At 69.1% G+C, this 22,371-nt stretch carries 21 protein-coding genes; 14 read left to right on the top strand and 7 right to left on the bottom strand.

From position 1 onward, the window contains the following. Position 1 precedes the first annotated feature (1 nt). On the top strand, positions 2 to 1,255 hold the full coding sequence (locus tag ACFZBT_RS15750; RefSeq protein WP_391103288.1) for an LCP family protein: 1,254 nt from the start codon (positions 2 to 4) through the stop codon (positions 1,253 to 1,255). On the opposite strand, the gene ACFZBT_RS15755 is transcribed toward ACFZBT_RS15750, so the two are convergent. Genes ACFZBT_RS15755 through ACFZBT_RS15765 form a run of 3 tightly spaced genes read right to left on the bottom strand, consistent with a single transcriptional unit; the run spans position 1,252 to position 5,756 of the window. Further along, positions 1,252 to 2,466: an acyl-CoA dehydrogenase family protein gene (locus ACFZBT_RS15755; RefSeq protein WP_391103291.1), complete on the bottom strand. Its 1,215-nt coding sequence runs from the start codon at positions 2,464 to 2,466 to the stop codon at positions 1,252 to 1,254. The genes ACFZBT_RS15750 and ACFZBT_RS15755 overlap by 4 nt on opposite strands. Positions 2,467 to 2,497: 31 nt before the next feature. Further along, positions 2,498 to 3,769, bottom strand: coding sequence for a hypothetical protein (locus ACFZBT_RS15760; RefSeq protein ID WP_391103293.1), 1,272 nt, complete (start codon positions 3,767 to 3,769; stop codon positions 2,498 to 2,500). Next, on the bottom strand, positions 3,759 to 5,756 hold the full coding sequence (locus ACFZBT_RS15765) for a hypothetical protein (RefSeq protein ID WP_391103296.1): 1,998 nt from the start codon (positions 5,754 to 5,756) through the stop codon (positions 3,759 to 3,761). Before ACFZBT_RS15765 ends, ACFZBT_RS15760 begins: the two co-directional genes overlap by 11 nt. A 240-nt stretch (positions 5,757 to 5,996) precedes the next feature. Here ACFZBT_RS15765 and ACFZBT_RS15770 point away from each other — a divergent pair, with 240 nt between their 5' ends. Next, positions 5,997 to 6,428, top strand: a complete 432-nt coding sequence (locus tag ACFZBT_RS15770) for an SMI1/KNR4 family protein (RefSeq protein ID WP_391103298.1) — start codon at positions 5,997 to 5,999, stop codon at positions 6,426 to 6,428. 14 nt (positions 6,429 to 6,442) lie between these two features. Here the strand turns inward: ACFZBT_RS15770 and ACFZBT_RS15775 are convergent, their stop codons facing one another. Beyond that, entirely contained in the window at positions 6,443 to 7,162 is a 720-nt protein-coding gene (locus ACFZBT_RS15775; protein ID WP_391103301.1) for a hypothetical protein, read from the bottom strand. Positions 7,163 to 7,617: 455 nt separating this feature from the next. On the opposite strand from ACFZBT_RS15775, the gene ACFZBT_RS15780 reads away from it, so the two are divergent. The 10 genes from ACFZBT_RS15780 to ACFZBT_RS15825 all read left to right on the top strand — a co-directional run bounded on the left by ACFZBT_RS15780 (position 7,618) and on the right by ACFZBT_RS15825 (position 14,819). Next, complete coding sequence (locus tag ACFZBT_RS15780) at positions 7,618 to 8,364, top strand: hypothetical protein (protein WP_391103303.1); 747 nt, start codon at positions 7,618 to 7,620, stop codon at positions 8,362 to 8,364. A 17-nt stretch (positions 8,365 to 8,381) separates the two neighbouring features. Beyond that, on the top strand, positions 8,382 to 9,266 hold the full coding sequence (locus ACFZBT_RS15785) for a hypothetical protein (RefSeq protein ID WP_391103305.1): 885 nt from the start codon (positions 8,382 to 8,384) through the stop codon (positions 9,264 to 9,266). Next, the gene (locus ACFZBT_RS15790) at positions 9,263 to 10,570 is read left to right on the top strand and encodes an ATPase, T2SS/T4P/T4SS family (RefSeq protein WP_391103307.1); all 1,308 of its coding nucleotides are present in this window, start codon (positions 9,263 to 9,265) and stop codon (positions 10,568 to 10,570) included. The genes ACFZBT_RS15785 and ACFZBT_RS15790 overlap by 4 nt, the downstream gene beginning before the upstream one ends. A gap of 35 nt (positions 10,571 to 10,605) precedes the next feature. Further along, complete coding sequence (locus tag ACFZBT_RS15795; RefSeq protein ID WP_391103648.1) at positions 10,606 to 11,547, top strand: type II secretion system F family protein; 942 nt, start codon at positions 10,606 to 10,608, stop codon at positions 11,545 to 11,547. After that, a complete protein-coding gene (locus tag ACFZBT_RS15800) occupies positions 11,544 to 12,467 on the top strand; it encodes a type II secretion system F family protein (RefSeq protein ID WP_391103309.1) in 924 nt (307 codons plus the stop codon). The genes ACFZBT_RS15795 and ACFZBT_RS15800 overlap by 4 nt, the downstream gene beginning before the upstream one ends. A 57-nt stretch (positions 12,468 to 12,524) precedes the next feature. Beyond that, positions 12,525 to 12,776 (top strand): hypothetical protein, encoded by a 252-nt coding sequence (locus tag ACFZBT_RS15805; RefSeq protein WP_086600464.1) that lies wholly within the window; start codon positions 12,525 to 12,527, stop codon positions 12,774 to 12,776. 62 nt (positions 12,777 to 12,838) lie between these two features. Then, positions 12,839 to 13,276 (top strand): TadE/TadG family type IV pilus assembly protein, encoded by a 438-nt coding sequence (locus ACFZBT_RS15810; RefSeq protein WP_391103652.1) that lies wholly within the window; start codon positions 12,839 to 12,841, stop codon positions 13,274 to 13,276. After that, positions 13,277 to 13,720 carry a TadE/TadG family type IV pilus assembly protein gene (locus ACFZBT_RS15815; protein ID WP_391103312.1) on the top strand — a complete coding sequence of 148 codons (444 nt, stop codon included), beginning with the start codon at positions 13,277 to 13,279 and terminating at the stop codon, positions 13,718 to 13,720. 83 nt (positions 13,721 to 13,803) lie between these two features. After that, positions 13,804 to 14,268 (top strand): pilus assembly protein TadG-related protein, encoded by a 465-nt coding sequence (locus ACFZBT_RS15820; protein ID WP_391103655.1) that lies wholly within the window; start codon positions 13,804 to 13,806, stop codon positions 14,266 to 14,268. A 323-nt stretch (positions 14,269 to 14,591) separates the two neighbouring features. Beyond that, on the top strand, positions 14,592 to 14,819 hold the full coding sequence (locus tag ACFZBT_RS15825; protein WP_391103315.1) for a hypothetical protein: 228 nt from the start codon (positions 14,592 to 14,594) through the stop codon (positions 14,817 to 14,819). A 64-nt stretch (positions 14,820 to 14,883) separates the two neighbouring features. Here the strand turns inward: ACFZBT_RS15825 and ACFZBT_RS15830 are convergent, their stop codons facing one another. After that, positions 14,884 to 15,246 (bottom strand): hypothetical protein, encoded by a 363-nt coding sequence (locus ACFZBT_RS15830; protein ID WP_391103317.1) that lies wholly within the window; start codon positions 15,244 to 15,246, stop codon positions 14,884 to 14,886. A gap of 141 nt (positions 15,247 to 15,387) precedes the next feature. On the opposite strand from ACFZBT_RS15830, the gene ACFZBT_RS15835 reads away from it, so the two are divergent. Then, positions 15,388 to 19,953 (top strand): DUF6531 domain-containing protein, encoded by a 4,566-nt coding sequence (locus ACFZBT_RS15835; RefSeq protein ID WP_391103319.1) that lies wholly within the window; start codon positions 15,388 to 15,390, stop codon positions 19,951 to 19,953. A 9-nt stretch (positions 19,954 to 19,962) separates the two neighbouring features. Continuing rightward, entirely contained in the window at positions 19,963 to 20,439 is a 477-nt protein-coding gene (locus tag ACFZBT_RS15840; protein ID WP_391103321.1) for a hypothetical protein, read from the top strand. Positions 20,440 to 20,505: 66 nt separating this feature from the next. Here the strand turns inward: ACFZBT_RS15840 and ACFZBT_RS15845 are convergent, their stop codons facing one another. Then, a complete protein-coding gene (locus ACFZBT_RS15845) occupies positions 20,506 to 21,591 on the bottom strand; it encodes a hypothetical protein (RefSeq protein ID WP_391103323.1) in 1,086 nt (361 codons plus the stop codon). Next, positions 21,588 to 22,238, bottom strand: a complete 651-nt coding sequence (locus ACFZBT_RS15850) for a hypothetical protein (protein WP_391103325.1) — start codon at positions 22,236 to 22,238, stop codon at positions 21,588 to 21,590. The genes ACFZBT_RS15845 and ACFZBT_RS15850 overlap by 4 nt, the downstream gene beginning before the upstream one ends. Between the last annotated feature and the right edge of the window lie 133 nt (positions 22,239 to 22,371).

A 22,371-nucleotide genomic window follows, 5' to 3' on the forward strand; every position in this document is an offset into this window, starting at 1 on the left:
GGTGAACCAGCGGAATGGGCCGATGAGCGACTACTGGACCGACCCCGCGGGAGGCCGGCGGGCGGGAGACCAGTGGGCGGGGCGGGACCCGAGAGGGGTCCCGTCCGCGTCCCCGCTGGTGCCCCCGCCCTCGATCCGTACCGCCCCCCTGCCCGGCATGTCCTCGTCGGCCGCGCCCGGCCGCTACGACGGCGACGTCGAGGAGCGTGGCCGAAGAGGAGGTGGCGGCAACACAAACCCCGGCAGCAGAAACCCCCGCCGCCGGGCCGGACGCAGCCGCCGCTTCGTGCGTACGGCCGCCGTCCTGTCCACCGTACTGACCCTCGCCGGCGCCGGTACGTACGTCTGGGCCGACACCCGGCTCAACCAGGAGGTCGACCTCGGCACGCTCAGCAGCAGGGTGCCGCCCGGCGAGGGCACCAACTACCTGGTCGTGGGCTCCGACAGCCGCGACGGCCTGTCGGAGAAGGACAAGAAGGACCTCAACACCGGCTCGACCGAAGGCCGCCGCACCGACTCGGTGATCCTGCTGCACACCGGGGCGAACGGCACCACGATGCTCAGCCTGCCGCGCGACTCCTGGGTGACCCTCCCGCCCTACGTCGATCCCGACACCGGCAGGAGCTACCGGGCCACGCCCGACAAACTGAACGCGGCGTTCTCGCTGGGCGGCCCCGACCTGCTCGTGCAGACCGTGGAACGCAACACCGGCGTGCACATCGACCACTACGCGGAGATCGGCTTCGCCGGTTTCGTGGGGGTGGTGGACGCGGTCGGCGGCGTGGACATGTGCCTGGACAAGGCCGTACGGGACAAGGACTCCGGCGCCGATCTGCAGGCCGGGTGCCAGACGCTCGACGGCTCGGAGGCATTGGCCTTCGTACGGCAGCGGAAGCAGGAGGCCCAGGGCGACCTGGGGCGGACCCGCAACCAGCAGAAGTTCCTTGCCGCCCTGGCCGACAAGGCGGCCACCCCGTCCACCCTCGCCGACCCGTCCAAGTCGTTCCCGACCCTGAGCGCCGGTCTCGAGACGCTCATCGTGGACGAGGGCACGGAACTGCCCGACCTCATGGAGCTGTTCGAGGCCATGAAGAAGGCCACGGCCGGCGGCGGCAGCCAGCTCAACGTGCCCGTGGCCGACCCGGATCTGCGGACCTCCAAGGGCAGCGCGGTGAAATGGGACGACCGGCGGGCCCGCGCCCTGTTCGCGGCGATACGGGAGGACCGGCCGCCCGGCACCTCACCAGCTCCCTAGAGAAACGGCGTGCCGGGCTCCAGCCCCGCCAGCACCCTGCCGTACAGCTCCAGGTTGGTCGCCGGATGGACGAACGCGTGCAGGTTCAGCGCCCGCAGATCGCGCACGGCCCGCTGGATCGGCACCTCCTCGTGGAGGGAGGAGGCGCCCGAGGCCGAGCCGAGCAGGTCGGCGGCCTCCAGGCAGAGCCGCGCCACATAGCCGCTGCGCGCCCGGATCCCGGCCCGTTCCTCGGTCGTGTACGGAGTGGAGGGAGCGGACGGACCGCCGCTCGCCGCCCGCGCATCGAGCAGCGCGACGATCTCGTCCGTCAGATGCTCGGCGCAGGAGATCTTCAACGCCGCCTCGGCCGTCTGCAGATGCGTGACGGGCGCCTCGTTCTGCCGCTCGTAGAAGGTGTACGTGATGCCCCGCCGGTGGATGCGCTCGCGGAACTCCGCCAGCGCCGAGCGGGCGAGGCCGAGGGCGTTCGGGGTCGCCCAGACGCAGAACATCAGCAGCACCGGCACCCGGTAGAACGGGTCGTCGGCGTTGGCCTTCGACGCGAACTCGCCGCCGAGCAGCGGGGCGACCGGCAGCACGCGGTGGGCCGGTACGACGACATCGCGCGCCACGACACTGTTGCTGCCGCTGCCCGCGAGACCCGACACCCGCCAGTCGTCGAGGATCTCCAGCTCGGCCACGGGCATGGCCGTCCACACCGTCTCGGGCCGCCCCTCGATCCGGGCGGTCAGCAGATGCCAGTCGGCGTCCCGGCAGCCGGTGGCGAAGGGCGAGGTCCCGTTGACCACATAGCCGCCGTCGCCCGTCGGGACCGCCGTCGCGCTGGGGATCAGGCTGCCGCCGACCCGTACGTCGGGGCTGGTGAAGATCTCGTCCTGCGCCTCGTCCGGGAAGAGCGCGGCGACGTACGCGCATCCGGCCTGGATCAGTGTCATGAATCCGGCCGAACCGCATGCCGCCGACAGCTCCGCCAGCGCGTCGACCTGGGTCCGCAGACTGCTCTGGTAACCGCCGTACCGCCGGGGCACGTTCATCCGCTGGATCCCGGTCCCGGTCAGCGCCTCGACGACCTCGCGCGTCACCCGCCGCTCCCGCTCGGTCCGCAGGGCGTGCTCGCGGACGAGGGGCCCGAGCGCGCGGACGCGTTCGACCAGGCGTGTGTCGGTGGGAGGTACAGGCAGAACGGTGTCTCGCGTGCCCGAAGTCATGGCCGCACCGTGACCTGCCTCGGGCTCGGTGTCAACGGGCCCTGACCCTACGGGAGTTGATCCCGGCCAGCGGCGCCTCCAGTGAGCCGTAGCCCGTCGCGGCCCACACGCTCCGCTCGGCCGGCAGCTCGAAGTAGGGGACGGTACGGCCGTCCTCGTCCGTGTCGGTGAGCACCTCCGGGGCGCGGCGATCCCGCAGCGCGTCCGCGCACTCCTGGCACACCGCCAGGTCCAGCCGGTCCCGGCGGCCGAGCGGACGCCAGCCGGTGCGCAGGGCGGCGCGGCCGTGCAGGGGGTTGAAGAAGCAGAGAGGGAGGGCCGCGTCGTCGTCGCCGGCCAGGGCGTCGCGGCCCTCTTGGGCCAGGGCGAGGACGCCCGCCAGGTCCGGCAGGCCCCGGGCCTCGTCGAGGACCGTCCCGGCGGCGGCGTACGCGTCGAGGGCGTGCTGGAGTCCGGGTGTGGTGGAGACCTCGGCGGCCCGGGTCGCCTCGCCGAGGGCCAGGACCTCCGCCTCCGTCCGGCGCCGCAGCTCGGCCTCGTCGGCCGCGCGGGCCGTCGCGAACACCAGCTGGGCAACGGCCAGGGTGGCTGGAGCGGGCTTGCGGGAACGGATCGCGGAGCGGGTCGCGAGCGCGGTCAGGGTCAGGACCGGGACGCCGATGAGCAGCCACCAGACGGGGCCTCCCGAAGCGGACTCGGCCCGCTCCTCGGCACGTCCTTCGGCTCGCTCCTCCCGTCGTCGGGTGTCGTCGTCCAGGTCCTTCGTCGCTTCCTCGTACCGCTGCGTGCCCTTCCCCTCCGCCACCAGTTCCACGGCCTTGGCGGTCAGGTCGGCGAGTCCCGCGTCCCGTGTCTCGTCCAGCAACCCGGCGGCGGCCACGGCGTCCCGGGTCTGGTGGGTGTCGGCGGGCCACTCGTCGCCCGTCAGGGAGTCGGGGAAGTCGCCGTCCGTCGTGATGAGGATGAGCTCGCGCTGGTCCGGGAGCCGGTCGCGGACCGTCCCGGCCAGGACGTCGGAGGCGCCGTCGAAGGCGTCGCCCTTGGTGAGAGGCATGAGCACGACCTTGATCGGCAGGCCCGTCCGGCTGATCTGCCGCGCCAGCTCCCGCTGCCGGGCGGGCGGTACGGCATCGGCGTACGCCTCGTCGACGTAGACGGGCGAGGTGCGCAACGCGCTCGCGATGCGCTGTCCGGCGCTCGGGGCATCGCCGTCCGCTGCCCGGGCGGGACTCGTTGTGGTGGTGAGCGCGGTCAGCAGCAGGGCCGCGAGGACGGTGGTCAGGCGCTTGACTTCAGTGGACACCTGCGGTCTCCCTCACCTTCTCGATGAGCCGGGTGATTCCCTTGGGTACGGCGGTCAGCGGGCCGTCGGTCGCGTCGTAGTAGGGCAGGCGGCCGCCGCCCGAAGGGGCGGGCAGCCTCATCAACTCGCCCGGCATCCCCAGCGGATCGGCGATGGCAGCGTCGCGGCACAGCGCGCAGACCGGAAGCAGGCGCCGGCCGGTGCCCTCGGCGGAGACCCGCAGGTGGGAGAGGCGCACGCCGGGTCCGTGCAGGGGGTTGACGCCACAGCACAGGTCGTTCTCGTCGCCGGCGAGTGCGGCTCGGCCCGCACGGGCGAGCACGATGACGGCGACCAGGGTCGCGGGGTCCGTCCCGGATCTCCGGGCGCGGTCGGGATCGCCGTCGACCAGGAGCATCGCCGCGTCGAGGTGGTCCCAGGCACGGCCGCGCTCGTCCCGGCCGGTGAATTCCCGTGTCAGTGCCGTGAGTTCCGCGTACGCGGTTCGCCGCAGATAGGAGGCCGACGGCTCGGTCGGGGCCGTGAGGGGCAGGCGGTGGGTCGGCTCGGGCGCGGGGGAGCGCCACCGCAGCACGCTGCCGACACCCCATGTCAGCCCGGCCACCACAGCGGACAGCAGGAGCGCCGCGAAGGCGCCCACGAACAGGCCGGGCCAGAAGTCGGTGGCGAACAGGGGCGGAAGGGCGTACTCCGCGTCGGCCCTCGGGGCGGCGGCCGGCGTGGGCTCGAATCCCGGACGGTCCGTGCGCGGGGCCTTTTCGACGAAGGTCATGAGCTTGTCGAGGCGCTCGCCGAGGAGATGGTCGTCGGCCTCGTCCGCCCTGCTGTCGCCGAGGGTGACCGCGTCCGGCAGGTCGAAGGACAGGCTGCCGGAGTCGATGCGCAGGCCGTAGTTGTAGACGTCGATGGTGCCGTCGTCCGGGTCGGCCACGACGTACAGACCGTCCTGGCGCGACTTGGCGTGCACGGCGGCGGCGAACAGCCACGAGTCGCCCGCCGACTCGCTCTCGGGTGTCTGCGGCACGAGGGCGACGTACACCGGGCCGCCGCCGTCGGAACGCCGGAAGTCCCGGATCCGGTCGTGCAGCCGGGCCAGTTGGCGGGAGTCGAGTACGCGAGGGCTCTCCGGGTCGGCGTAGACGGCGTCCTGCTTCAGTCCCGCCGCGACACGTTCGATACGGGCGGACAGTTCGGCGGGGGTGGGCGGCTTCGCCGCGCTCGACCTGGTCTGGTCGAAGACGACGGGAGCGGCGAGGGCGATCGTCGCGGCCGTGAGGACGGCCGCGCCGGGCACGACCCACCGGGGGACGCGCCGCTCGGCCCCGGAACGCCGGCGGTGGCGCCGCGCGTACCAGGCCGTCAGCACGATCATCAGCGGTACGCCGGTCAGCAGGATCCCCGTGAGGAACGACTGGTTGTTGCGGTCGGAGGGGCCGATGTACATGTCGGCGGGCTCGGCGTCCTGGTACTTCTCGCGAGCCGCTTCGGCACGGGCGCCGGCCTTGTCGCCGCCCAGGGCGATGACCTCGGCGAACCGCTCGAAACTGCGCAACGGGCCCGCGTCGTAGGGGAGTTCGTACCGGGTGACGGTGATGGCGGCGTCGGCGGGGACGCGGACGCCGTAGGCCGTGGCCTCCGCGAGGCCATCCCCCTCGAACAGGACGTACAGCCCGTCGCGCCCGAGCCTGTCGTGCACCGCGCCGAGGAGCTGCCTGCCGTCCGTGCTGGTCTGCATGGGCAGGACCAGGACGTAGGTCGGCACGCCGGTCTTCTTCGCGATCCTGGCGAAGCCGGGGGCGGTGGAGCGCGGGACCTCGCGGGGGAGTTGGTCGGTGACGTGGACCGGGTTCTCGCGGAGGCGGTCGGCGAGGTACGCGGCCTGAGTGACGGGTATGGGTGCCGGGGTGCCGGCCTCCGCCGCTCGGGCCGGGGTGGCGGTCGCGAAGCAAGCCGCCACGGCGCAGAGCGCGAGCAACAGCCGGAGCATACGCAGCCGTTCACTGCCCAACGTCGGCACATGCACTGCGTATGCCCTGTTTGTCGCGACTGCTCTCACCGGTGTGCCCCCCGTGTTCCGATCGCTGTCCGGGCGGCACTCTACTGGGGGCTTCGCGAGTGCTACAGGTCGCAGGGCACCCGGGGCGAGGTGATCAGGATCGGTGAACACCGGCCGGTGGAAGGATGGATGGTGTCGCCGGGTTCGGCACGGGAGGGAGTGAGGGTCGGCATGTGGCGCGAGTCGCTCGAGGATCTGGTGACGGGCCCCTGGCGTCCTCCCGCGCCCTGCGCCACCCTCCACGCCGTCGAGACGTCCCTGGGCCGACCCCTCCCACCCGCCCTCCGCTCCCTCCTCCTGGAGACCGACGGGATGGAGGGGCCCTATGGAGAGGACATCGTCTGGCCCGCCGACCGCATCCTGAACGACAACCTCGCCTTCCGCACCCGGCCCGAGTTCCGTCTCCTCTACCGTCCCTTCGACCCGCTGCTGTTCTTCGGTGACAACGGCGGGGGAGACCAGTTCGCCTTCATCCAGTCCCTCGGCGTCGGCAGCGTCCACGTCTGGGACCACGAGACGGATGAACGCGGCCTCGTGGCGCCCGACCTGGACAGCTATCTGCGCAAGGCGCTGGGGAGCGACGGAGAGGACTGGTACCGGTAGCGGGACCCGGCCCGTCAGCCCAGTTTCGCGTTCTGGGCCTTCACCACCGTCGCCGGGAGCTTCGCGTCGCCCGGCCTTCCCTGGACCATGGCCATGCCGTCGACGGAGAAGTAGACGGCGAGGACGTCGCCCTTGCGGACGGCCTGGGCGTGCATGGTGTGGGTGGTGCCCTTGACCGTCATTGTGGACCGGAAGGCCAGTGACTCGTCACCACCCTCGGCCACCGGCTTCTCGCTGGTGGCGGAGTCGTACGTGGCCGTGTTCTTCGCTGTCGCCGTGAAGCCACCGCCGCACGAGCCGACACCCTTGGCCAGCCCCGCCAAGGCGGACTCGGCCTTGCCGGAGGCGTACGTCGTGAGCGTGATGTACGTGAACTGGTCGCTCTCCGCGACGGTGTGGGTCAGGTCGCCCTGAGACTCGCCGAGGGGCAGCTGGTTCAGCACGTAGACCAGCGGTGCGCAGGCCGGCTTGTCGACCGTGACGTCGTCCGGGGACTCGGCGAAGGCGTACTCGTCGTCCTCCTTGGAGGAGGGCCTCACGGAGAGCCCCGGCACGTCCTTCTTCGTGACCATGAGCTTCGCCAGCCGCTCGGCCGGAGTCACCTGCTTCGCCCGGGACGCGGTGGGCCTCGGCTCGCCGGTCGCCGAATCCGAGTCGGCGTCTCCGCCGCACGCCGTGAGCGTGGCGAGGGAGAGCAGGGACAGGGTGGAGGCGGCGAGCGCGGCCCGCTTCATGGGGACTCCTCGTGAGGGTAGGCAGACCGAAGATCATGGCACGGTGAAATTCCGGCTCGCGTGAGTGAATCGTGTGGGCCTCATGGTCGAGGCGTGACGAAAGGGCCGGTCGCCGTGTGTCCGTCGCTCCGGGGCGGATTCGCTGCCGCACAGGGAGCCACGCGGCGAATGGCCTGTCGGTGTGCCGCCGTCAACGGGTCTGCCCAGGCCCGAAGTTGCAGATGGGTAACGGTGCGTGCCGTGAGGTTCAGGACGTAGGACGCGCCTTGAGGGGCTTATGTGCGGCTGATACGGTGCGATGGCTTGACACTCACCCCCAGTGCTGGCTATTCGCCCAGGTAGGGCGGGTACGTCCGGCCCGTCCCGCAGTTTCCGTGCGGGGCAGGCGCGGGTGAAGTGTCCAATTTTGAAGGCAAATTGACAGACATCATCTTGGGTGTACGGGGAGCGGTTGCGTGAAGATCCAAGAGCGTACGGGGGCGGGCGCCGGTCGTTCCGCCGCTCCGGCTCAGCCGTCGGTCGGCGACCGGCTTCCCACAGCACCTCGTGAGCGCAAACCGGCACTCGCGGCCCTCGCCGTGCTGCTGATCCTGGTGGGTGCGCTGGGCGCGACGTTGCTGGTGCTGCAGGCCGGTGACCGGATCGAGGTCGTGAAGGTCACGCAGCCGATCCCCGCGGGCGGCTCGGTCAACACGTCGAACTCGACCTCCGTCATGGTCGCCGAGGACGCCGACATCCACTACGTCAAGTGGAGCCAGCGGGATCAACTGAAGAAGCTGAAGGCCGTCAGCGCCATCCCCGCCGGGGCCGTCGCGGTCGGCGAGATGTTCGGTGAGGAAGCCGGTGTCGAGGCCGGCAAGGCCACCGTCGGCCTGTCCCTCAAGGCGGGCCAGTACCCGACCGGCCTCAAGCAGGGTGACACCGTCGCCGCCTACCGTGTCTCCGCCGACGCCGGAACCGGCTCCAGCGGCAACAGCAACAGCGACAGCGGTTCGTCCTCGGCGGCCGGCAACGCCGTCATCGTCGACCAGGCCCGAGTCACGGACGTCCCGGGGGCGAAGAGCTCCGGCGACCAACTCGTCAGCAGCACCAACCTGGCTGTCACCCTGACCGTCGACAGCGACAAGGCCGCCGACCTGGCCCAGGCCGCCTCCAACGGCGAGGTCGCCCTCGTCCTCGTCTCCGGTAACTCCGGCAACTAGAAGGCGGCACCCACCCCATGGCGCTCATCGCTCTCGCCGCCGACAAGGGTTCCCCCGGCGTCACCACCGCGGCCGTCGCTCTCTCGGCGGTCTGGCCGCGCCGTGTCCTGCTCGCCGAGGCGGACCCGGCGGGCGGTGACCTCGTCTACCGCAGCGCTGCCGCACACGGCGGACCGCTCAACCCCAACACCGGCATGCTGTCCATCGCCGCCACCGCGCGCCGCGGACTCGTGCCGGACCAGCTCTGGGACCACGTACAGCCGCTCAGCGGCGGTCTCGAGGTACTCGTCGGACTCGGCAACGCCGAGCAGGCGGCGGGCCTCGCCGGGCTGTGGCCGACCCTCGGGCACTCCTTCGCCGCCCTCGCCGACTCCCCGAACGCCGCCGCGGACGTCATCGCCGACTGCGGCCGTATCTGCGGGGACACCCCTGCCGTCGAACTGCTCCCGCACGCCGCGCTCGTGCTGCTCATCTCGCGCACGGAGCCGGAGGCCATCGCCCGCGTCCGCGACCGCGCCGCCGCCCTCGCAAGCAAGCTGCACGGCGGATCGCGCGGTGCCGCGAGCCTCGGCACGCCGATGATCGGCGTCGTCCTGATCGCCGACACGGGCACGGCGGGCAAGCTCGCCTCGCAGGTCAACGACATGCTCGTGCACGCCCAGACGGGCGCCCGCGTCGTCGGCACCATCGCCGACGACCCGGCAGGCGCCGACCAGCTGGCCGGCCGCAGGCGCGGCCGTCTCGACAAGTCGCTGCTGATCCGCACGGCCCGCAAGGTCTCGGCCGACATCTACCAGCAGTACGGCGCCGCCTGGGCCGCCTCCGCCCAGGCGAACCAGGCCCACCACGCCCAGCACCACCACACGGGCCAGACGCAGGGCCACGCGGGGGCCGGCGCATGACCGCTGTCGACCACCAGTTGGTCAAGCGGTTCCGCCAGGACGCCGGCGACCGTATCGCCGAACAGCGCCGACAGGACCAGGTCAACAACGTCACTCCGATGTCCACGGAGGACGAACGGCACTACGCGCGTGCCGTCATAGCCCAGATCCTCGAGGAGTACGCCCGCGCCGAGATCAACGCGGGCCGTACGCCGCTGGACGCCGAGACCGAGGAGCAGTACGCGGCCGCCGTGCACGCCGCGCTGTTCGGCGTCGGCCGGCTCCAGCCGCTGCTGGACAACCCCGAGGTCGAGAACATCGACATCAACGGCTCCGACCAGGTCTTCGTCGGATACGCCGACGGCCGTGAGGTGAAGGGCGACCCCGTCGCCGAGACCGACGAGGAACTCGTCGAGCTCATCCAGGTGCTCGGCGCGTACTCGGGTCTGTCCTCCCGCCCCTTCGACTCGGCCAACCCCCAGCTCGACCTGCGGCTCCCCGACGGTTCGCGTCTGTCGGCCGTCATGGACGTCACCCGGCGTCCCGCCCTGTCCATCCGCCGCGCGCGCATGGGCAAGGTCTTCATCTCCGACCTCGTCGGCAACGGCACCGTGACCCCCGAGGTCGCCCACTTCCTGGCCTGCGCGGTCCGCGCCCGCAAGAACATCATGATCGCCGGCGCCACCAACGCCGGTAAGACGACCCTCCTTCGGGCCCTCGCCAACGAGATCCCCCCGCACGAGCGCCTCATCACCGTCGAGCGGGCCCTGGAGCTCGGCCTCGACACCTTCGCCGACCTGCACCCCAACGTCGTCGCCTTCGAGGAACGCCTGCCCAACTCCGAGGGCCAGGGCATGATCTCGATGGCGGAGCTGGTGCGACGCTCACTGCGTATGAACCCCTCCCGCGTCATCGTCGGTGAGGTCCTCGGCGACGAGATCGTCACCATGCTCAACGCGATGTCGCAGGGCAACGACGGCTCGCTGTCCACGATCCACGCCAACAGCTCCCACGAGGTCTTCAACCGTATTTCCACCTACGCGTTGCAGGCCACGGAGCGGCTGCCCATCGAGGCCAGCCAGATGCTGATCGCGGGCGCGGTGAACTTCGTCGTCTTCATCCAGCGGCGCAACAACTACGGCAACGGCGGCCGCCTCCAGCGCATGGTCACCTCCGTCCGCGAGGTCAACGGCGTCGACGGACGCGTCCTGTCCAGCGAAGTGTTCGCGGAGGCCCCCGACGGCCGCGTCGTACCGCACGCCCCCATAGCCTGCGTGGAGGAACTGATGGCACACGGCTACCAGCCGACCGGGACCTGGGGGTGACGGGCGTGCACACGAATCTCGCGGCACTCGGCTCCATGGGCGGCCTGTTCTCCACCACCGTCCTGTACTCGATAGGCAGCGGCGTCGCCGTCGGCGGCGGCATCGCGCTCCTCCTCCTCGCCGTGCGCGGCCTGCCCGTCAAGCCCGACCACGAGAAGCAGAAGGCCGCCGAACGGGCGAGCGAACTCATCCGCTTCGCCGGACAGCGCGGCTCGCTCGCGGCCATCGTCGGCCTCGTGGTCCTCCTCCTGACCCAGTGGGCGGTCGCGGGCATCGCGGCCGGCGTCCTCGTCTTCTTCTGGGACCGTCTGTTCGGCGGCGCCGGCGAGGAACGGGCCGCCATGCGCCGCGTGGAGGCCCTGGCCTCCTGGACGGAGTCCCTGCGCGACACCATCGCCGGCGCGGTGGGCCTCGAACAGGCCATCCCGGCCTCCGCCCGCGCCGCGGCCCCGGTCCTGCGCCCGCACCTCGACGCCCTCGTCGACCGGCTGCGCGCCCGCACCCCGCTGCCCGAGGCGCTCCAGCATCTCGCCGACGAGATCGACGACGCCTCCGCCGACATCATCGTCGCGGCCCTGATCCTCAACGCCCGCCTGCGCGGGCCCGGTCTGCGCCAGGTGCTCGGCGCGCTCGCCAAGTCGGCCCGCGAGGAGGTCGACATGCGGCAGCGCGTGATGGCACAGCGGGCGTCCACGCGGCGGTCGGTGCAGATCGTGGTAGCCGTCTCGGTGGCCTTTGTCCTCGGACTGTCGGTCTTCAACCGCGAGTTCGTCGAGCCGTACGGCTCCGCGCTCGGCCAGGTCGTCCTCGCCGGCGTCTGCGCCCTGTTCGCGCTGGGCTTCTGGTGGCTGCGCAAGCTGTCGACCATCGAGACGCCCGAGCGCTTCCTCGTCCGGGACGAGGCGTCGGTGCAGTTCGTCCGGCCCCGCCCGCCCGGGCAGCAGTCGCTCCAGCCGGAAGAGGGGGTACGGCGATGAACGACGTGACGATGCCGATCGTGGTCGGCGCGGTCATCGGCCTGGGGATCTACGTCCTGGTACGCGCCCTGATGCCGTCGAAGCGAAGCGCGATCTCCCAGGTCGCGCGGATCGACGCGATGCGGGCGCGCGGCTCGGCGTACGAGTCCGCGCGGACGAAGGCGGACGCGGGCCGGCTCGGCTCGCTGCGGGCCGAAGTCGGTGAGCGTGTCGCCGAGTTCTATCTGCAGCAGGGCTGGGAGCAGCGCTCGCTCCGGGCGGACCTGGCGGTCCTGGACCGCAGCTGGGAGAAGTTCCTGGCGACGAAGGTGCTGCTGGGTGTGGCGGGCATGTTCTTCGGCCCGTTCCTCTTCGTGATCGTCTGGCAGCTGGGATTCGACAGCAGCCCGATCGTCCCGGTGTGGCTGGCGCTGCTGTTCGCGGCGGTCTTCTTCTTCCTGCCGGACCTGGAGATCCGCCGTGACGCCGCCGAGAAGCGGCGCGACCTGCGGCGGGTGATCGGCGCCTACCTGGACCTGGTGTCGATGAGCCTGGCCGGCGGACGAGGCCTCCCCGAAGCCCTGATGGCGGCCGCCGAGATCTCCGACGGCTGGGCCAACCAGCGCATCCGCAACGCCCTGTCCGACGCCCGTATCACCGGCATCAGCCAGTGGCAGGCGCTCGGCCAGCTCGGCGAGGAACTCGGTGTCGAGGAGCTCAAGGACCTCTCCGCCTCCCTGGCCCTGGTCGCGGACGACGGTGCCAAGGTGCGTGAGTCCCTCGCGTCCCGCGCCGAGACCATGCGGCACCGCGAACTCGCCGACATCGAGGGCAGCGCGGGTGAGAAGTCCCAGTCGATGCTCGTGGCCCAGCTGCTGCTGTGCGCCGGCTTCCTGGTGTTCCTGATCTACCCGGCCGCGATGCGGGTGTTCCAGGTGTGAATGCTGCTTGCCAACCGACTGCCCACGAAATCAGCTGAGTCGAGAGGACTACCTCCCATGAACGGACGCAACTTCCACACGGGCATCCCCGCCGTGGACTTCCTGGTCGTCTTCCTGCAGGGCCGCGTGGAGCGCGCCCGCTCCGGCGAACTCGACCGCGGTGCCTCCGCGGTCGAGTGGGTCATCATCTCCGCCGTCGTGGTGGCGATCGTCGGCGTCGTCGCCGCGATCATCAACCGCGCGCTGGAGGGTGGCGCCGAGAAGGTCGAGAACTGCATCAACGGCGCCAACCAGAGCGGCACCTGCTGAGCGTCGTACGGACAACGGGGTTGACGGGGTTGACGGGATTGCGCGTGAGCGTGGGCAGATGGATGCGCCGCAGGCTGGAGGCCGCAGGGAAGCCGGCGGCCGGCCGCGGCGACTCCGGCATGACCGCGATCGAGTTCGTGCTGCTCACCCCGGTCCTCTTCTTCATGATCTTCGCGACGGTGCAGTTCGCGCTGTACTTCTTCGCCGATCATGTCGCCCAGGCCGCGGCCCAGGCCGGAGCCCGCAAGGCCCGCGCCATGGCCGACGAGCAGCCGGGCGCCTGGCGGGGAGAGTCGCGGGACGTGGTGGACAGCTACATCAGGCAGCTGGGCCCCAAGCTGGTGCTGTCACCCGACGTCGCGCTGCTCCAGCCGGAGCAGAACACGGTGGGCGTGGAGATCACGGCCCGGGTGCCGACGGTCTTCCCCGGACTGGATCTGACCGTGCACGCGCAGTCGGTCGGACCGGTGGAGCGGTTCGTGCGGGATGAGGGGAACTAGGTGAACGTCTCTTGCCCGCACGGCCGTCGGTCCGCGGTCGAGGCCCGGCGGGACGACCGGGGCATCTCCACGGTCGAGGTCGTGATCCTCGCGCCGGTGATGATCCTCTTCATTCTCGTCCTGGTGGCCTTCGGCCAGATGGTCGAAGGGCGGGGCGCGATCGACGGCGCCGCGCGTGACGCGGCCCGGGCCGGATCCCTGCAGAGGGACGTCGGCAACGCCATGGCGGAAGCGCGCAAGGCGGCCGAGGCCGACCTCACGGACGTCTGCACGGGCCCGGTGAGCGTGACCAAGACCAGCGCGGGCTTCGCCGACGCCGACCTCTTCTCCGTCGAGGTGAGCTGTCAGGTCCGCGGCCTGGCGATGGTCGGCCTGGACATCAAGACCAGCATGTCCGGCTCCTTCACGGCACCGCTGGACCCGTTCAAGCGGAAGGCGGGCTGAGGGAGTTGAACACGCCCCTGAACAAGGCCTTGAACACGGTCTTGAACACCGCGATCAAGAACACCGCGATCAAGAACACCGCCATCAAAGGCACAGCCCTCCGCACCTGGCTGTCGTCCCGTCGCGAACGGCTGGACGACCGGGGCTCCGGCGCCGGCGCGGTCATCATCTTCGCGCTCGTCTTCATCTCGCTCTCGGCCTTCGTCATCGACGGCGGCCTGTCCATCTCCAAGCGGGAACGCGCCGCGGACATCGCCGAACAGGCCGCCCGCTACGCCGCCCAGGACATCGATCGCGAGGCCCTCTACGAGAACCCGGACAGTGTGGCCCCGATCAACTTCGAGAACTGCGACGCCCGCGTGAAGGCCTTCGCCCGCGAGATGGACATGACGGGCCCGGACATCGCGGCGACCCACTGCGTGGCGGCGGACGCCGAGCAGGTGCAGGTCGAGGTCCGGCTCACCTATGCCCCCGTCTTCACCGGGATGTTCTACGGCGGAGACGTGATCGTCCATGGGCAGGCGGTGGCACGGAACGAGGTGGGGTGACGGCTGCCGCCTCTCCTTGCCTGAACCGCTGATCCGGAATATTCGACGGATCTGCACACCGTTCACCGCGGAGTCGTAGGCATCCCGGGCATGAACCGCGCTCGGCTCATTCCCCCCGCCGTGCGATACATTCCCGTATCGCGAAGTGGCGGGAGATGTGAAGAGGTCGAGGCGCCCGGTGACCGAATGGTCACACCCATGAATTCCGCCCCCGAAATCCACCGCACCCCCATAACCACCGACTGGCCTTCTCTTCTCCTGGCGTGCTTTGATCGGTTGCGCTCGAGCACTTCGAATTATTGAACCGAAGGGAACCGCCCCCCATGGCCTTCACCCCGCAGATCGTGACCGCCCAGATGTCCGACGCCGAGCTGGACATCATCGCCGGCGGCCAGGCGGGTGCCGCCGCGGGTGCCGGCGCCGCAGCCGGTCTCTACGTCGAGACCTCGGCCGCCGGCGTCAACGCCGGTCTCGGCGGCGGCGTGGGTCTCGCCGTCTCGCCCCAGGGCGTCGCTGCGGACCTGCACCTCAACGCTGCCGTCGCTTCCTGACGAAGGCACGCGAAAGGCCCCGGATCTCCGGATCCGGGGCCTTTTCCTGTCTCTCGGACAGGGGTTACTTACCCCCGCCGTCCCCTTTGCCGCCCTGACCGCCCTTACCGCCCCGCTTGTCCTCGGTCTTCATCGCGTCGTTCACCTTCTTGGTGAGCTCGTCATCAAGCTTCTTGAACTCGCGAACAACGGCGTCGGACATACTCGCCAGCGCGTCGAGCTGCTGTGTGATGTCCTCGCGCCCGTCTTCCCAGTTGGACTCGAAATCCCCGAGCGCGTCATTGACACTGCCGTCGCCGATGTCGTCCTTGTAGGAATCGAAGAGCTTCTTGGTGTGATTCAGACGGGTCTTGATGGAACGAAGCCGGCGCCCGTAGCCCTCCAGCTCGCTCAGCGGGAGCGCGAGGTCGCTCTTGCCCTTGCCCATACGGCAGTCCCCCAACGTCAGACGCACCGATCTCACTCGAACCGTACCCCGGGCCGATCTTTCCGTCGAACGGCTGTGCCTTGTAAGTTCACGTGTGCATACGGTTGTTGACGTTGAGGTGCGCGTGACGGGGGTTGCGGTATGGCGGGGCACAGGCCTACGGACTGGCATGTCCTGGATCTGGACAAGGACCCGACCCCGGGCGACCCGCAACGCGTCCGCACGCTCGCGAAGCACCTGCATGACTTCGCCGACGATGTCTCCGAGGGACTGCGTCTGGTCAAGGGCATGGCGGGCGAGGGCACCCTCCTGGAGTGGGCGGGCAAGTCCGCGGATGTCTTCAAGGAGGACTTCGCGGATGTCCCGAAGAACCTCAAGAAGCTGAAGAAGTCGTACGAGATGTGCGGTGACGCGCTGGCGGATTTCTGGCCGAAGCTGGAGCGGGCCCAGTCCCTGGCGGACAAGGCTCTGGTCAAGGGCCGTGAGGCCTTGGACAACCTTTCCTCGGCCCAGTCGAAGCTGACCTCGGCCGACTCGTGGGTGACGCGAGCGGGCAAGGAGGCGGACAAGTACAAGGACGACCCGACGGGCAGCAAGTCGGACGCGGACAAGCCGGACGAGGCGAAGGTCCGCGCCGCCACCCGTGACGTCCAGCACGCCAAGTCGGCCCAGTCGAAGGCGCAGTCGGACGTCTCCGACGCGCAGGACGCCCTTGCGGCGGCGAAGAAGATGGCCGAGGACGCGCGCAAGATGCGCGATGACGCGGCGCGTGAGGCGAAGTCGAAGATCGACGAGGCTTCCGACGCGGGTATTCAGAACAGGTCGTGGTGGGAGGAGGTCGGTGACTGGTTCACCGACAACTGGGACACCATCGTGGCGGTGTGCAAGGTCGTCGTCGCGGTGGTCGGGATCGTGGCGATGATCATCGGTGGGCCGATCCTGGGCGCGATCGTGCTGATCGCCGCCGCCGTCGTCCTCGCCGACACCCTCTACAAGTACTCCAAGGGGCAGGCCTCCCTATGGGATGTCGGGCTCGCGGCTCTGGACTGCATACCTGGCATGAAGGGCCTGACCACCCTCGGCGGCCTCGCCAAAGGTATGAAGGGCCTCGCCAAGGTCGGGCTCAAGGGTATGGCCAAAGGCCTCGGCAAGAACCTGCGCAAGAGCGCCGTGAGCATGCTGAAGCGCACGTGCAAGAACGATCCGATCGATGTCGCCACCGGTGAGATGGTCATGTCCGAGGACGATGTCTTCCTGCCGAGCGTGCTTCCGTTGATTCTTCGGCGGCACTACGTCACCGATCAGCGTGCCGGCCGTTGGTTCGGGCGTAGTTGGACCTCGACGCTGGACCAGCGGTTGGTGCTGGAGCAGTTCGGTGTCCGGCTGGTCACCGAGGACGGCATGGTTCTGGAGTATCCGGCCCCGGAGAGGGACTTGGCCGTCATGCCGGTCGAAGGGCCACGCTGGAAGCTTTCCTGGGACGGTACGGCCGCCAGCCCGATGATCGTCCACCAGCCGGAAATCGGCCAGGACCTCCACTTCGCTCAGGTCACCCCGCACCGGCCGGCCGAGCTGTCCCTGGTCGCGATGAGGGACCGTCACGGAAATTCGATCGAAGTCTCCTACAACGAGCAGGGCGTACCCCTCGGTGTCTCGCACAGCGGTGGGTATCGCATCGACGTCACCGTCGTGTCGGACCGCATCACCGAGTTCGCCTTGGCCAGTGCGCCTGACGCTCCGGCGCTGTGCCGGTACGAATACGACCGCACGGGGCGTCTCACGCATGTCCGCGACGCCTCCGGCCATGCGGAGAAGCTCTTCTACGACGACGAGAACCGCATCAGTGGCTGGGAGGACCGCATCGGGACGGTGTTCCGCTACGCATACGACGCGCGAGGCCGCTGCCTGCGGACGACCGGCCCCGACGGCCTGCTCAGCAGCACGTTCCAGTACGACGACGTAGCCGGACGCACTGTGTACACCGACTCGCTCGGGCACTCCACCACGTATGAACTGAACGATCACCTCCAAGTGGTCCGAGAGATCGACCCCTTGGGCGGAGCCACGGTGCGCGAGTGGGACAGGTATGACCGGTTGCTGTCCGAGACCGACCCGCTGGGCCGCACCACCAAGTACACCTACGACGGACAGGGCGACCTCATCGAGGTACGCCTGCCCGACAACTCCACCGTGCGGACCGAGTACGACGAGGAGCATCAGCCCGTCACCCTCGTCGATGCTGACGGCGCGCGCTGGCAACGCAGCTATGACGAGCACGGCCGTCTGTCACGGGTGGTGACTCCGACCGGAGCTACGACGCGCTACTCGTACGACGAGAGGGGCGCGAGGTCACTGATCGTCGACCCGATGGGCGCTTCGTATCAGGTCGTCAATGACGTCGCCGGTCTTCCGCACACCGTCACCGATGCACTCGGCCACACCACGAGCTATGAACGGAACGCGCTGGGACAGGTGGTCCGCATCATCGACGCCAACGGGGCGGTCACCTCTCTCGTGTGGACGCCGGAGGGCAGACTGCTTCAGCGGCGGCTGGCAGACGGTTCGGCCGAGCTCTGGAACCACGATGCGGCAGGCAACCCCGTCTCCTTCACCAGCGCGGCAGGCGCCGTCACGCGCTACGAGCAGGGGCCCTTCGGGCTTCCCGTCGCTCTGGCGGGACCGGATGGATCACGTACGGAGTACGCCTACGACACGGAGCTCCGGCTGACGGCTGTCACCAACGCCCTCGGTCTCAGTTGGTCGTACAGCTACGACGCGGCCGGTCGCCTGCTCCGCGAACGTGATTTCAGCGGCAGAGAGACAACGTACGGATACGACGCGGCAGGGCAGCCTGTGGAGCGGGTCAACGGCGCTGGGCAGCGGCTCGTGTGCGCCTTCGACTCGCGCGGGAACCTCCTGAGCCAGGCGACGGACGACGGCGTGACCCACTATCGGTACGATCGCGCAGGCCGTCTCCTGGAGGCGGCGAGCCCGGACGCCGTCCTCACCTACGAGCGAGACGGACTCGGCACAGTCGTCCGGGAAACCTGCAACGGCCGGTCGCTGGAACTCGACTACGACCTCATGGGGCGCCGAATACGCCGCCGCACCCCTTCGGGGGCCGTGACCAACTGGGAGTATGACGACTCCCACCGGCTGACAGCCCTGCACACCCAGGGCATCAGCATTCAGCTCGCCTACGACCCCATGGGGCGCGAGACCGAACGTCTTCTGGGCACGGGGGCCATGCTCAGCCAGTCCTGGGACCCCGTCGGCCGGACCACCGGACAAGTCCTGCACTCCGCCGGAACCGCTCCCGGCAGCGGAGGCCGCCGCACCGAGGTCTGGCGGCGAACCTATGGCTACCGTGCTGACAACTTCCTGACGGACAGCAACGACAGCGTCCAGGGGCACCACAGGTTCACCTTGGACGCCCACGGCAGGATTCTCGCCGCGTTCTCCCCTCATGGGCAGGAGCACTACGCGTACGACGCCGCAGGCAACCTCGCGAACAGCCAGGCCCCTGAGCCGGGGGGCCAGGCCGCCGCGCCTCCCGCGGGCCGGGACTACGAGGGGCTGCTGTTGCGCCGCAGCGGGCGCACCCGTTACGCATACGACGGCCAAGGCCGAGTCGTGTCCGCCACGCGGCGCCTGTTGTCGGGCGGATCCCGGACGTGGCAGTACCGATGGGATGCCTTCGACCGCCTTACCGATGTCATCACTCCTGACGATCGATGCTGGCGTTACCTCTATGACCCGCACGGCCGCCGCATCGCCAAACAGCTCCTGGCAGAGGACGGTACGGTCGTCGAGCAGACCGACTTCGCCTGGGAGGGAACCCGCCTCGCGGAACAGGTCCAGCCGCGGGGCGACGGCGCGTCGAAGACGACCACATGGCACTGGCAGCCGGGCGAGCATCGTCCGCTTGCGCAGACCGAGCGGGTATCCGCCGCGCCCGAGGGGCATACGGAGGACCAGGAGGAGATCGACTCCAGGTTCTACGCCATCGTCACCGATCTGATCGGTACACCGACCGAACTCGTCGATGGCGACGGAAGAGTCCAGTGGAGACGCCGCACGTCCGTCTGGGGCGTGCCGTACGAAACCTCAGGGGAGGAACGCGCGTGTCCCCTGGGCTTTCCCGGCCAGTATCACGACCCCGAGTCAGGGCTGGACTACAACGTCCGGCGGTACTACGACGCGGAGAACGCCCGGTACATCTCACCGGACCCACTCGGACTGGACGCGGCTCCCAACAACTATTCCTACGTCCCCAATCCATTCACATGGAGCGACCCCTTCGGCCTGGTCTGTACAGACCTCGGCGGCTGGTACGGGAGACTGTCGCCCGCGCGTACTGGCAATGAGATCAACCACATGCCGGCCAAGGCGGCCTACGCTCACCTCAGCCTGACCGAGCACATGGGCCCTGCCATCCGCATGGAGCGGCGTGATCACCGGCTCGTCTCGAGTACGGACTCGCGTGGCTACTCGGCGACGCCATGGCGCAACGCACAGCGCGACCTGGTAGATCAGGGGAAGTTCGACGAGGCCATGAAAATGGATATCGACGACATCCGGGCTCGATTCGGCACGAAGTATGACCAGCACATAGCGGATATGGTCGCCAGCATGAAGGACAACGCCGGGCTGCAGAAGATGCTGTCCGACAACGGCTGGACGATCAATTACGACCTGTTGAAGTGAGGCGAGCAAATGGAAATCATCCTGGACCCTCCGCACGGCGTTCCTCCGGTGACCGTGGGGATGCAGTTCGAGGAGGCCGTCAAGGCTGCCGCTTCCTGGGGTGAAGTGCGCGTGATGGGGCCGTTCGACCACAATCCGACGGTGCAGATCCAGGCCATGGGCGATGACTTCGACATCGTCGTCATCCTCAAGGACCAGAAGACGGTCAATGCCGTCGATGTCTCGGCTCCCGAAGAGGAGGACTCAGACCTGCGTGTCCTGTGGCGTGGGCTCGATGTCTTCCGGACGCCCGCTCGTCAGTTGCTCAAGGCGTTTTCCGAGGCGGGATACCGCATCGACGACTCCAATCCGGAGGAGCCCGTTGTGCTCGACCTCACGATCGCCTTCAACCGCTGGACATCACAGGAGGTCCCCCTGGACCCCGAGGACGGTCTGCCTCTCTATTTTACCGCGGCGCTGGTCTCCAACGAAAACCCGTCCGTGTGACCGCCTGGTGCCCTATCACCGGGCCCGTGAGCCGGGAGCCGAAGCCCATGGCCCTTCTCCACGGGGTCAGCGGTTGATCGACTGGATCTCCTGGACGTTCATGTCCTGGGTCGTTTCGAAGGTGCCGTCGGGGAGGTCACCGCGGGAGCCGTCGGAGCCTTCCCAGCTGATCTGCCAGGTGATGCTGGCGGAGAGCTGGTACGGGGTGCCGTTCGTGGCGCGGAGGTAGCGGATGCCACAGGGTGGGGTCTTGTCGGCGTTGCCCTTGGTGTATGGGGTGCCGATGGAGCCGTCGTCGTTGATCTGGCAGTCGCCGGAGGCGGGGAAGACCTCGGCATCCTCGGTGCCGGGCTCCAGGTGCAGGGCGACGGGCTTGGCGGTCGTCTCGGCCCACAGGCCCGTGTTCGGGAGTTCGGCGCGGACCTTGACGTCCTGGAAGGTGCCCTTGTCCAGCCACACCCACGTGGGCAGATTGACCGTGGACTTGCCTTCCGGCTTCAGTTCGACCTTGGTGTCCGGGACATTGACCTTGTTGTAGGCGTACTCGGCGAGTGTCTTCGGCGTGGGCGAATTGGGATCGTCCGGGACCTCGCCGGCGTCGACCCAGAACATGATGCGGCCGCAGTCCCAGGAATCGGGGTCGCTCGGATTGGGGGCAACGCCGCGCCAGAAGTATCCGTCCTTGCCGAGGTTGTAGTCCTTATAGCCCTCGGCCGAACTGTTCGTCGGTGCGTGCATGTCGAAGTTGTCCGCCGGCTTGCCGTCCCGGTAGTGATCGGTCCACAGGCCCTTGCCGATCCAGGACTCGTGAATGCCGACATCACCACTGCCGTCCGAGTCCACGAACTTCTTCAGCTGCGCCGGGGTGAAGGTCGGCTCGTACCAGCAGGCCGGGGGCTTCCAGTTGGGGTCGACCGTACCGAGATTGCCCTCCTTGCGGCCGCCACCTCCACCGCTCGGGTACGAGAGCTTGATGTCGGAGACGGATGCCGACAGGCCTCCTTTGCCGTCGGTGCCGCCGCCAGGCTCGTCGGCCGGTGGGACGTTCGTGTTGTCTCCTGGGCCTGCGGCGTACGCGGCGTTGCCGGAGCCCAGTACGGCTACCGCGGTCACCGCGGCGGACCATGCGAGAGCACGTCGCGTGTAGCTCATCGCCGACAGTCCTCCACTCGCCCCTGCACCTCGATCTGGAGAACCTTCCAGACCTTCTGGGACTCCTGAGGCGGCTTCATGAGGAGACGGAACTCCTGGAAGTCGTTGAGGCTTTGCTTGGTGTACCGGATCTTCTTCGTCTCTACGTTCTTGCCGTAGAACTTGCCCTGGTCTCGGCACATGGTGACGAGGACGCCGTCGGACTTGCCGACGTCATCGGTCCTGCCCTGGTAATAGCTGTCTGTTCCAGTGGCCGTCCAGTCGTCGCCAACCCATGCCTGAATCTGCGACTTGGCATATTTGGTGGCGTTTCCCAGTGAATAGAACTGGTATGCCGGATCATCGGGGTCCTGGGCCGTGATGCCGTGGTTCAGGGCCAAGATGTACTTCTCCGCGCTGTCGAGTGCCGCCGCATGGCGCGTGTCCGACGGCTTCGTGATGTCGAACTCGACCTTGAGGTCACTCGGCAGACTGACGTCAGGCCGGCCGGAGGCGGCAGACGGGGAAGCTGAAGGGCTGTTCGCTCCGGTGCCCGCCCCCTTGATGTCGTCTGACTGCGTGCCCTCACCCCCACCACAGGCGGTGAGGAGAAGCACTGCTGTCGCGGACAGTGTGGCGACGGTGGTGGTCAGAGCGCGGCGTGCCACGGTTCGTCTCCCCCGGTGTTCGGCGTGTGCGGCAGAGAACGAAGCTATCAGGGGCTGGTGTGCCCCCTTTGGTGGCCATGGGGGATTGTGTGAGGTGCGTGAGGGATGCGCGTGGCAGTTGCGAAGGGGATTC

Origin of the sequence: Streptomyces sp. NPDC008137 (assembly GCF_042957035.1) — a bacterium.
In the GTDB taxonomy this organism is placed as follows: Bacteria; Actinomycetota; Actinomycetes; order Streptomycetales; family Streptomycetaceae; genus Streptomyces.

What these genes read in the sequence shown, in the direction of transcription:
- ACFZBT_RS15790 (WP_391103307.1), top strand. Translation starts at nt 9,263, where the DNA reads ATGACCGCTGTCGACCACCAGTTGGTCAAGCGGTTCCGCCAGGACGCC.
- ACFZBT_RS15770 (WP_391103298.1), top strand. Translation starts at nt 5,997, where the DNA reads ATGTGGCGCGAGTCGCTCGAGGATCTGGTGACGGGCCCCTGGCGTCCT.
- ACFZBT_RS15755 (WP_391103291.1), bottom strand. Translation starts at nt 2,466, where the DNA reads ATGACTTCGGGCACGCGAGACACCGTTCTGCCTGTACCTCCCACCGAC.
- ACFZBT_RS15785 (WP_391103305.1), top strand. Translation starts at nt 8,382, where the DNA reads ATGGCGCTCATCGCTCTCGCCGCCGACAAGGGTTCCCCCGGCGTCACC.
- ACFZBT_RS15840 (WP_391103321.1), top strand. Translation starts at nt 19,963, where the DNA reads ATGGAAATCATCCTGGACCCTCCGCACGGCGTTCCTCCGGTGACCGTG.
- ACFZBT_RS15845 (WP_391103323.1), bottom strand. Translation starts at nt 21,591, where the DNA reads ATGAGCTACACGCGACGTGCTCTCGCATGGTCCGCCGCGGTGACCGCG.
- ACFZBT_RS15825 (WP_391103315.1), top strand. Translation starts at nt 14,592, where the DNA reads ATGGCCTTCACCCCGCAGATCGTGACCGCCCAGATGTCCGACGCCGAG.
- ACFZBT_RS15835 (WP_391103319.1), top strand. Translation starts at nt 15,388, where the DNA reads ATGGCGGGGCACAGGCCTACGGACTGGCATGTCCTGGATCTGGACAAG.
- ACFZBT_RS15830 (WP_391103317.1), bottom strand. Translation starts at nt 15,246, where the DNA reads ATGGGCAAGGGCAAGAGCGACCTCGCGCTCCCGCTGAGCGAGCTGGAG.
- ACFZBT_RS15765 (WP_391103296.1), bottom strand. Translation starts at nt 5,756, where the DNA reads ATGCTCCGGCTGTTGCTCGCGCTCTGCGCCGTGGCGGCTTGCTTCGCG.
- ACFZBT_RS15810 (WP_391103652.1), top strand. Translation starts at nt 12,839, where the DNA reads ATGCGCCGCAGGCTGGAGGCCGCAGGGAAGCCGGCGGCCGGCCGCGGC.
- ACFZBT_RS15795 (WP_391103648.1), top strand. Translation starts at nt 10,606, where the DNA reads ATGGGCGGCCTGTTCTCCACCACCGTCCTGTACTCGATAGGCAGCGGC.
- ACFZBT_RS15800 (WP_391103309.1), top strand. Translation starts at nt 11,544, where the DNA reads ATGAACGACGTGACGATGCCGATCGTGGTCGGCGCGGTCATCGGCCTG.
- ACFZBT_RS15775 (WP_391103301.1), bottom strand. Translation starts at nt 7,162, where the DNA reads ATGAAGCGGGCCGCGCTCGCCGCCTCCACCCTGTCCCTGCTCTCCCTC.
- ACFZBT_RS15805 (WP_086600464.1), top strand. Translation starts at nt 12,525, where the DNA reads ATGAACGGACGCAACTTCCACACGGGCATCCCCGCCGTGGACTTCCTG.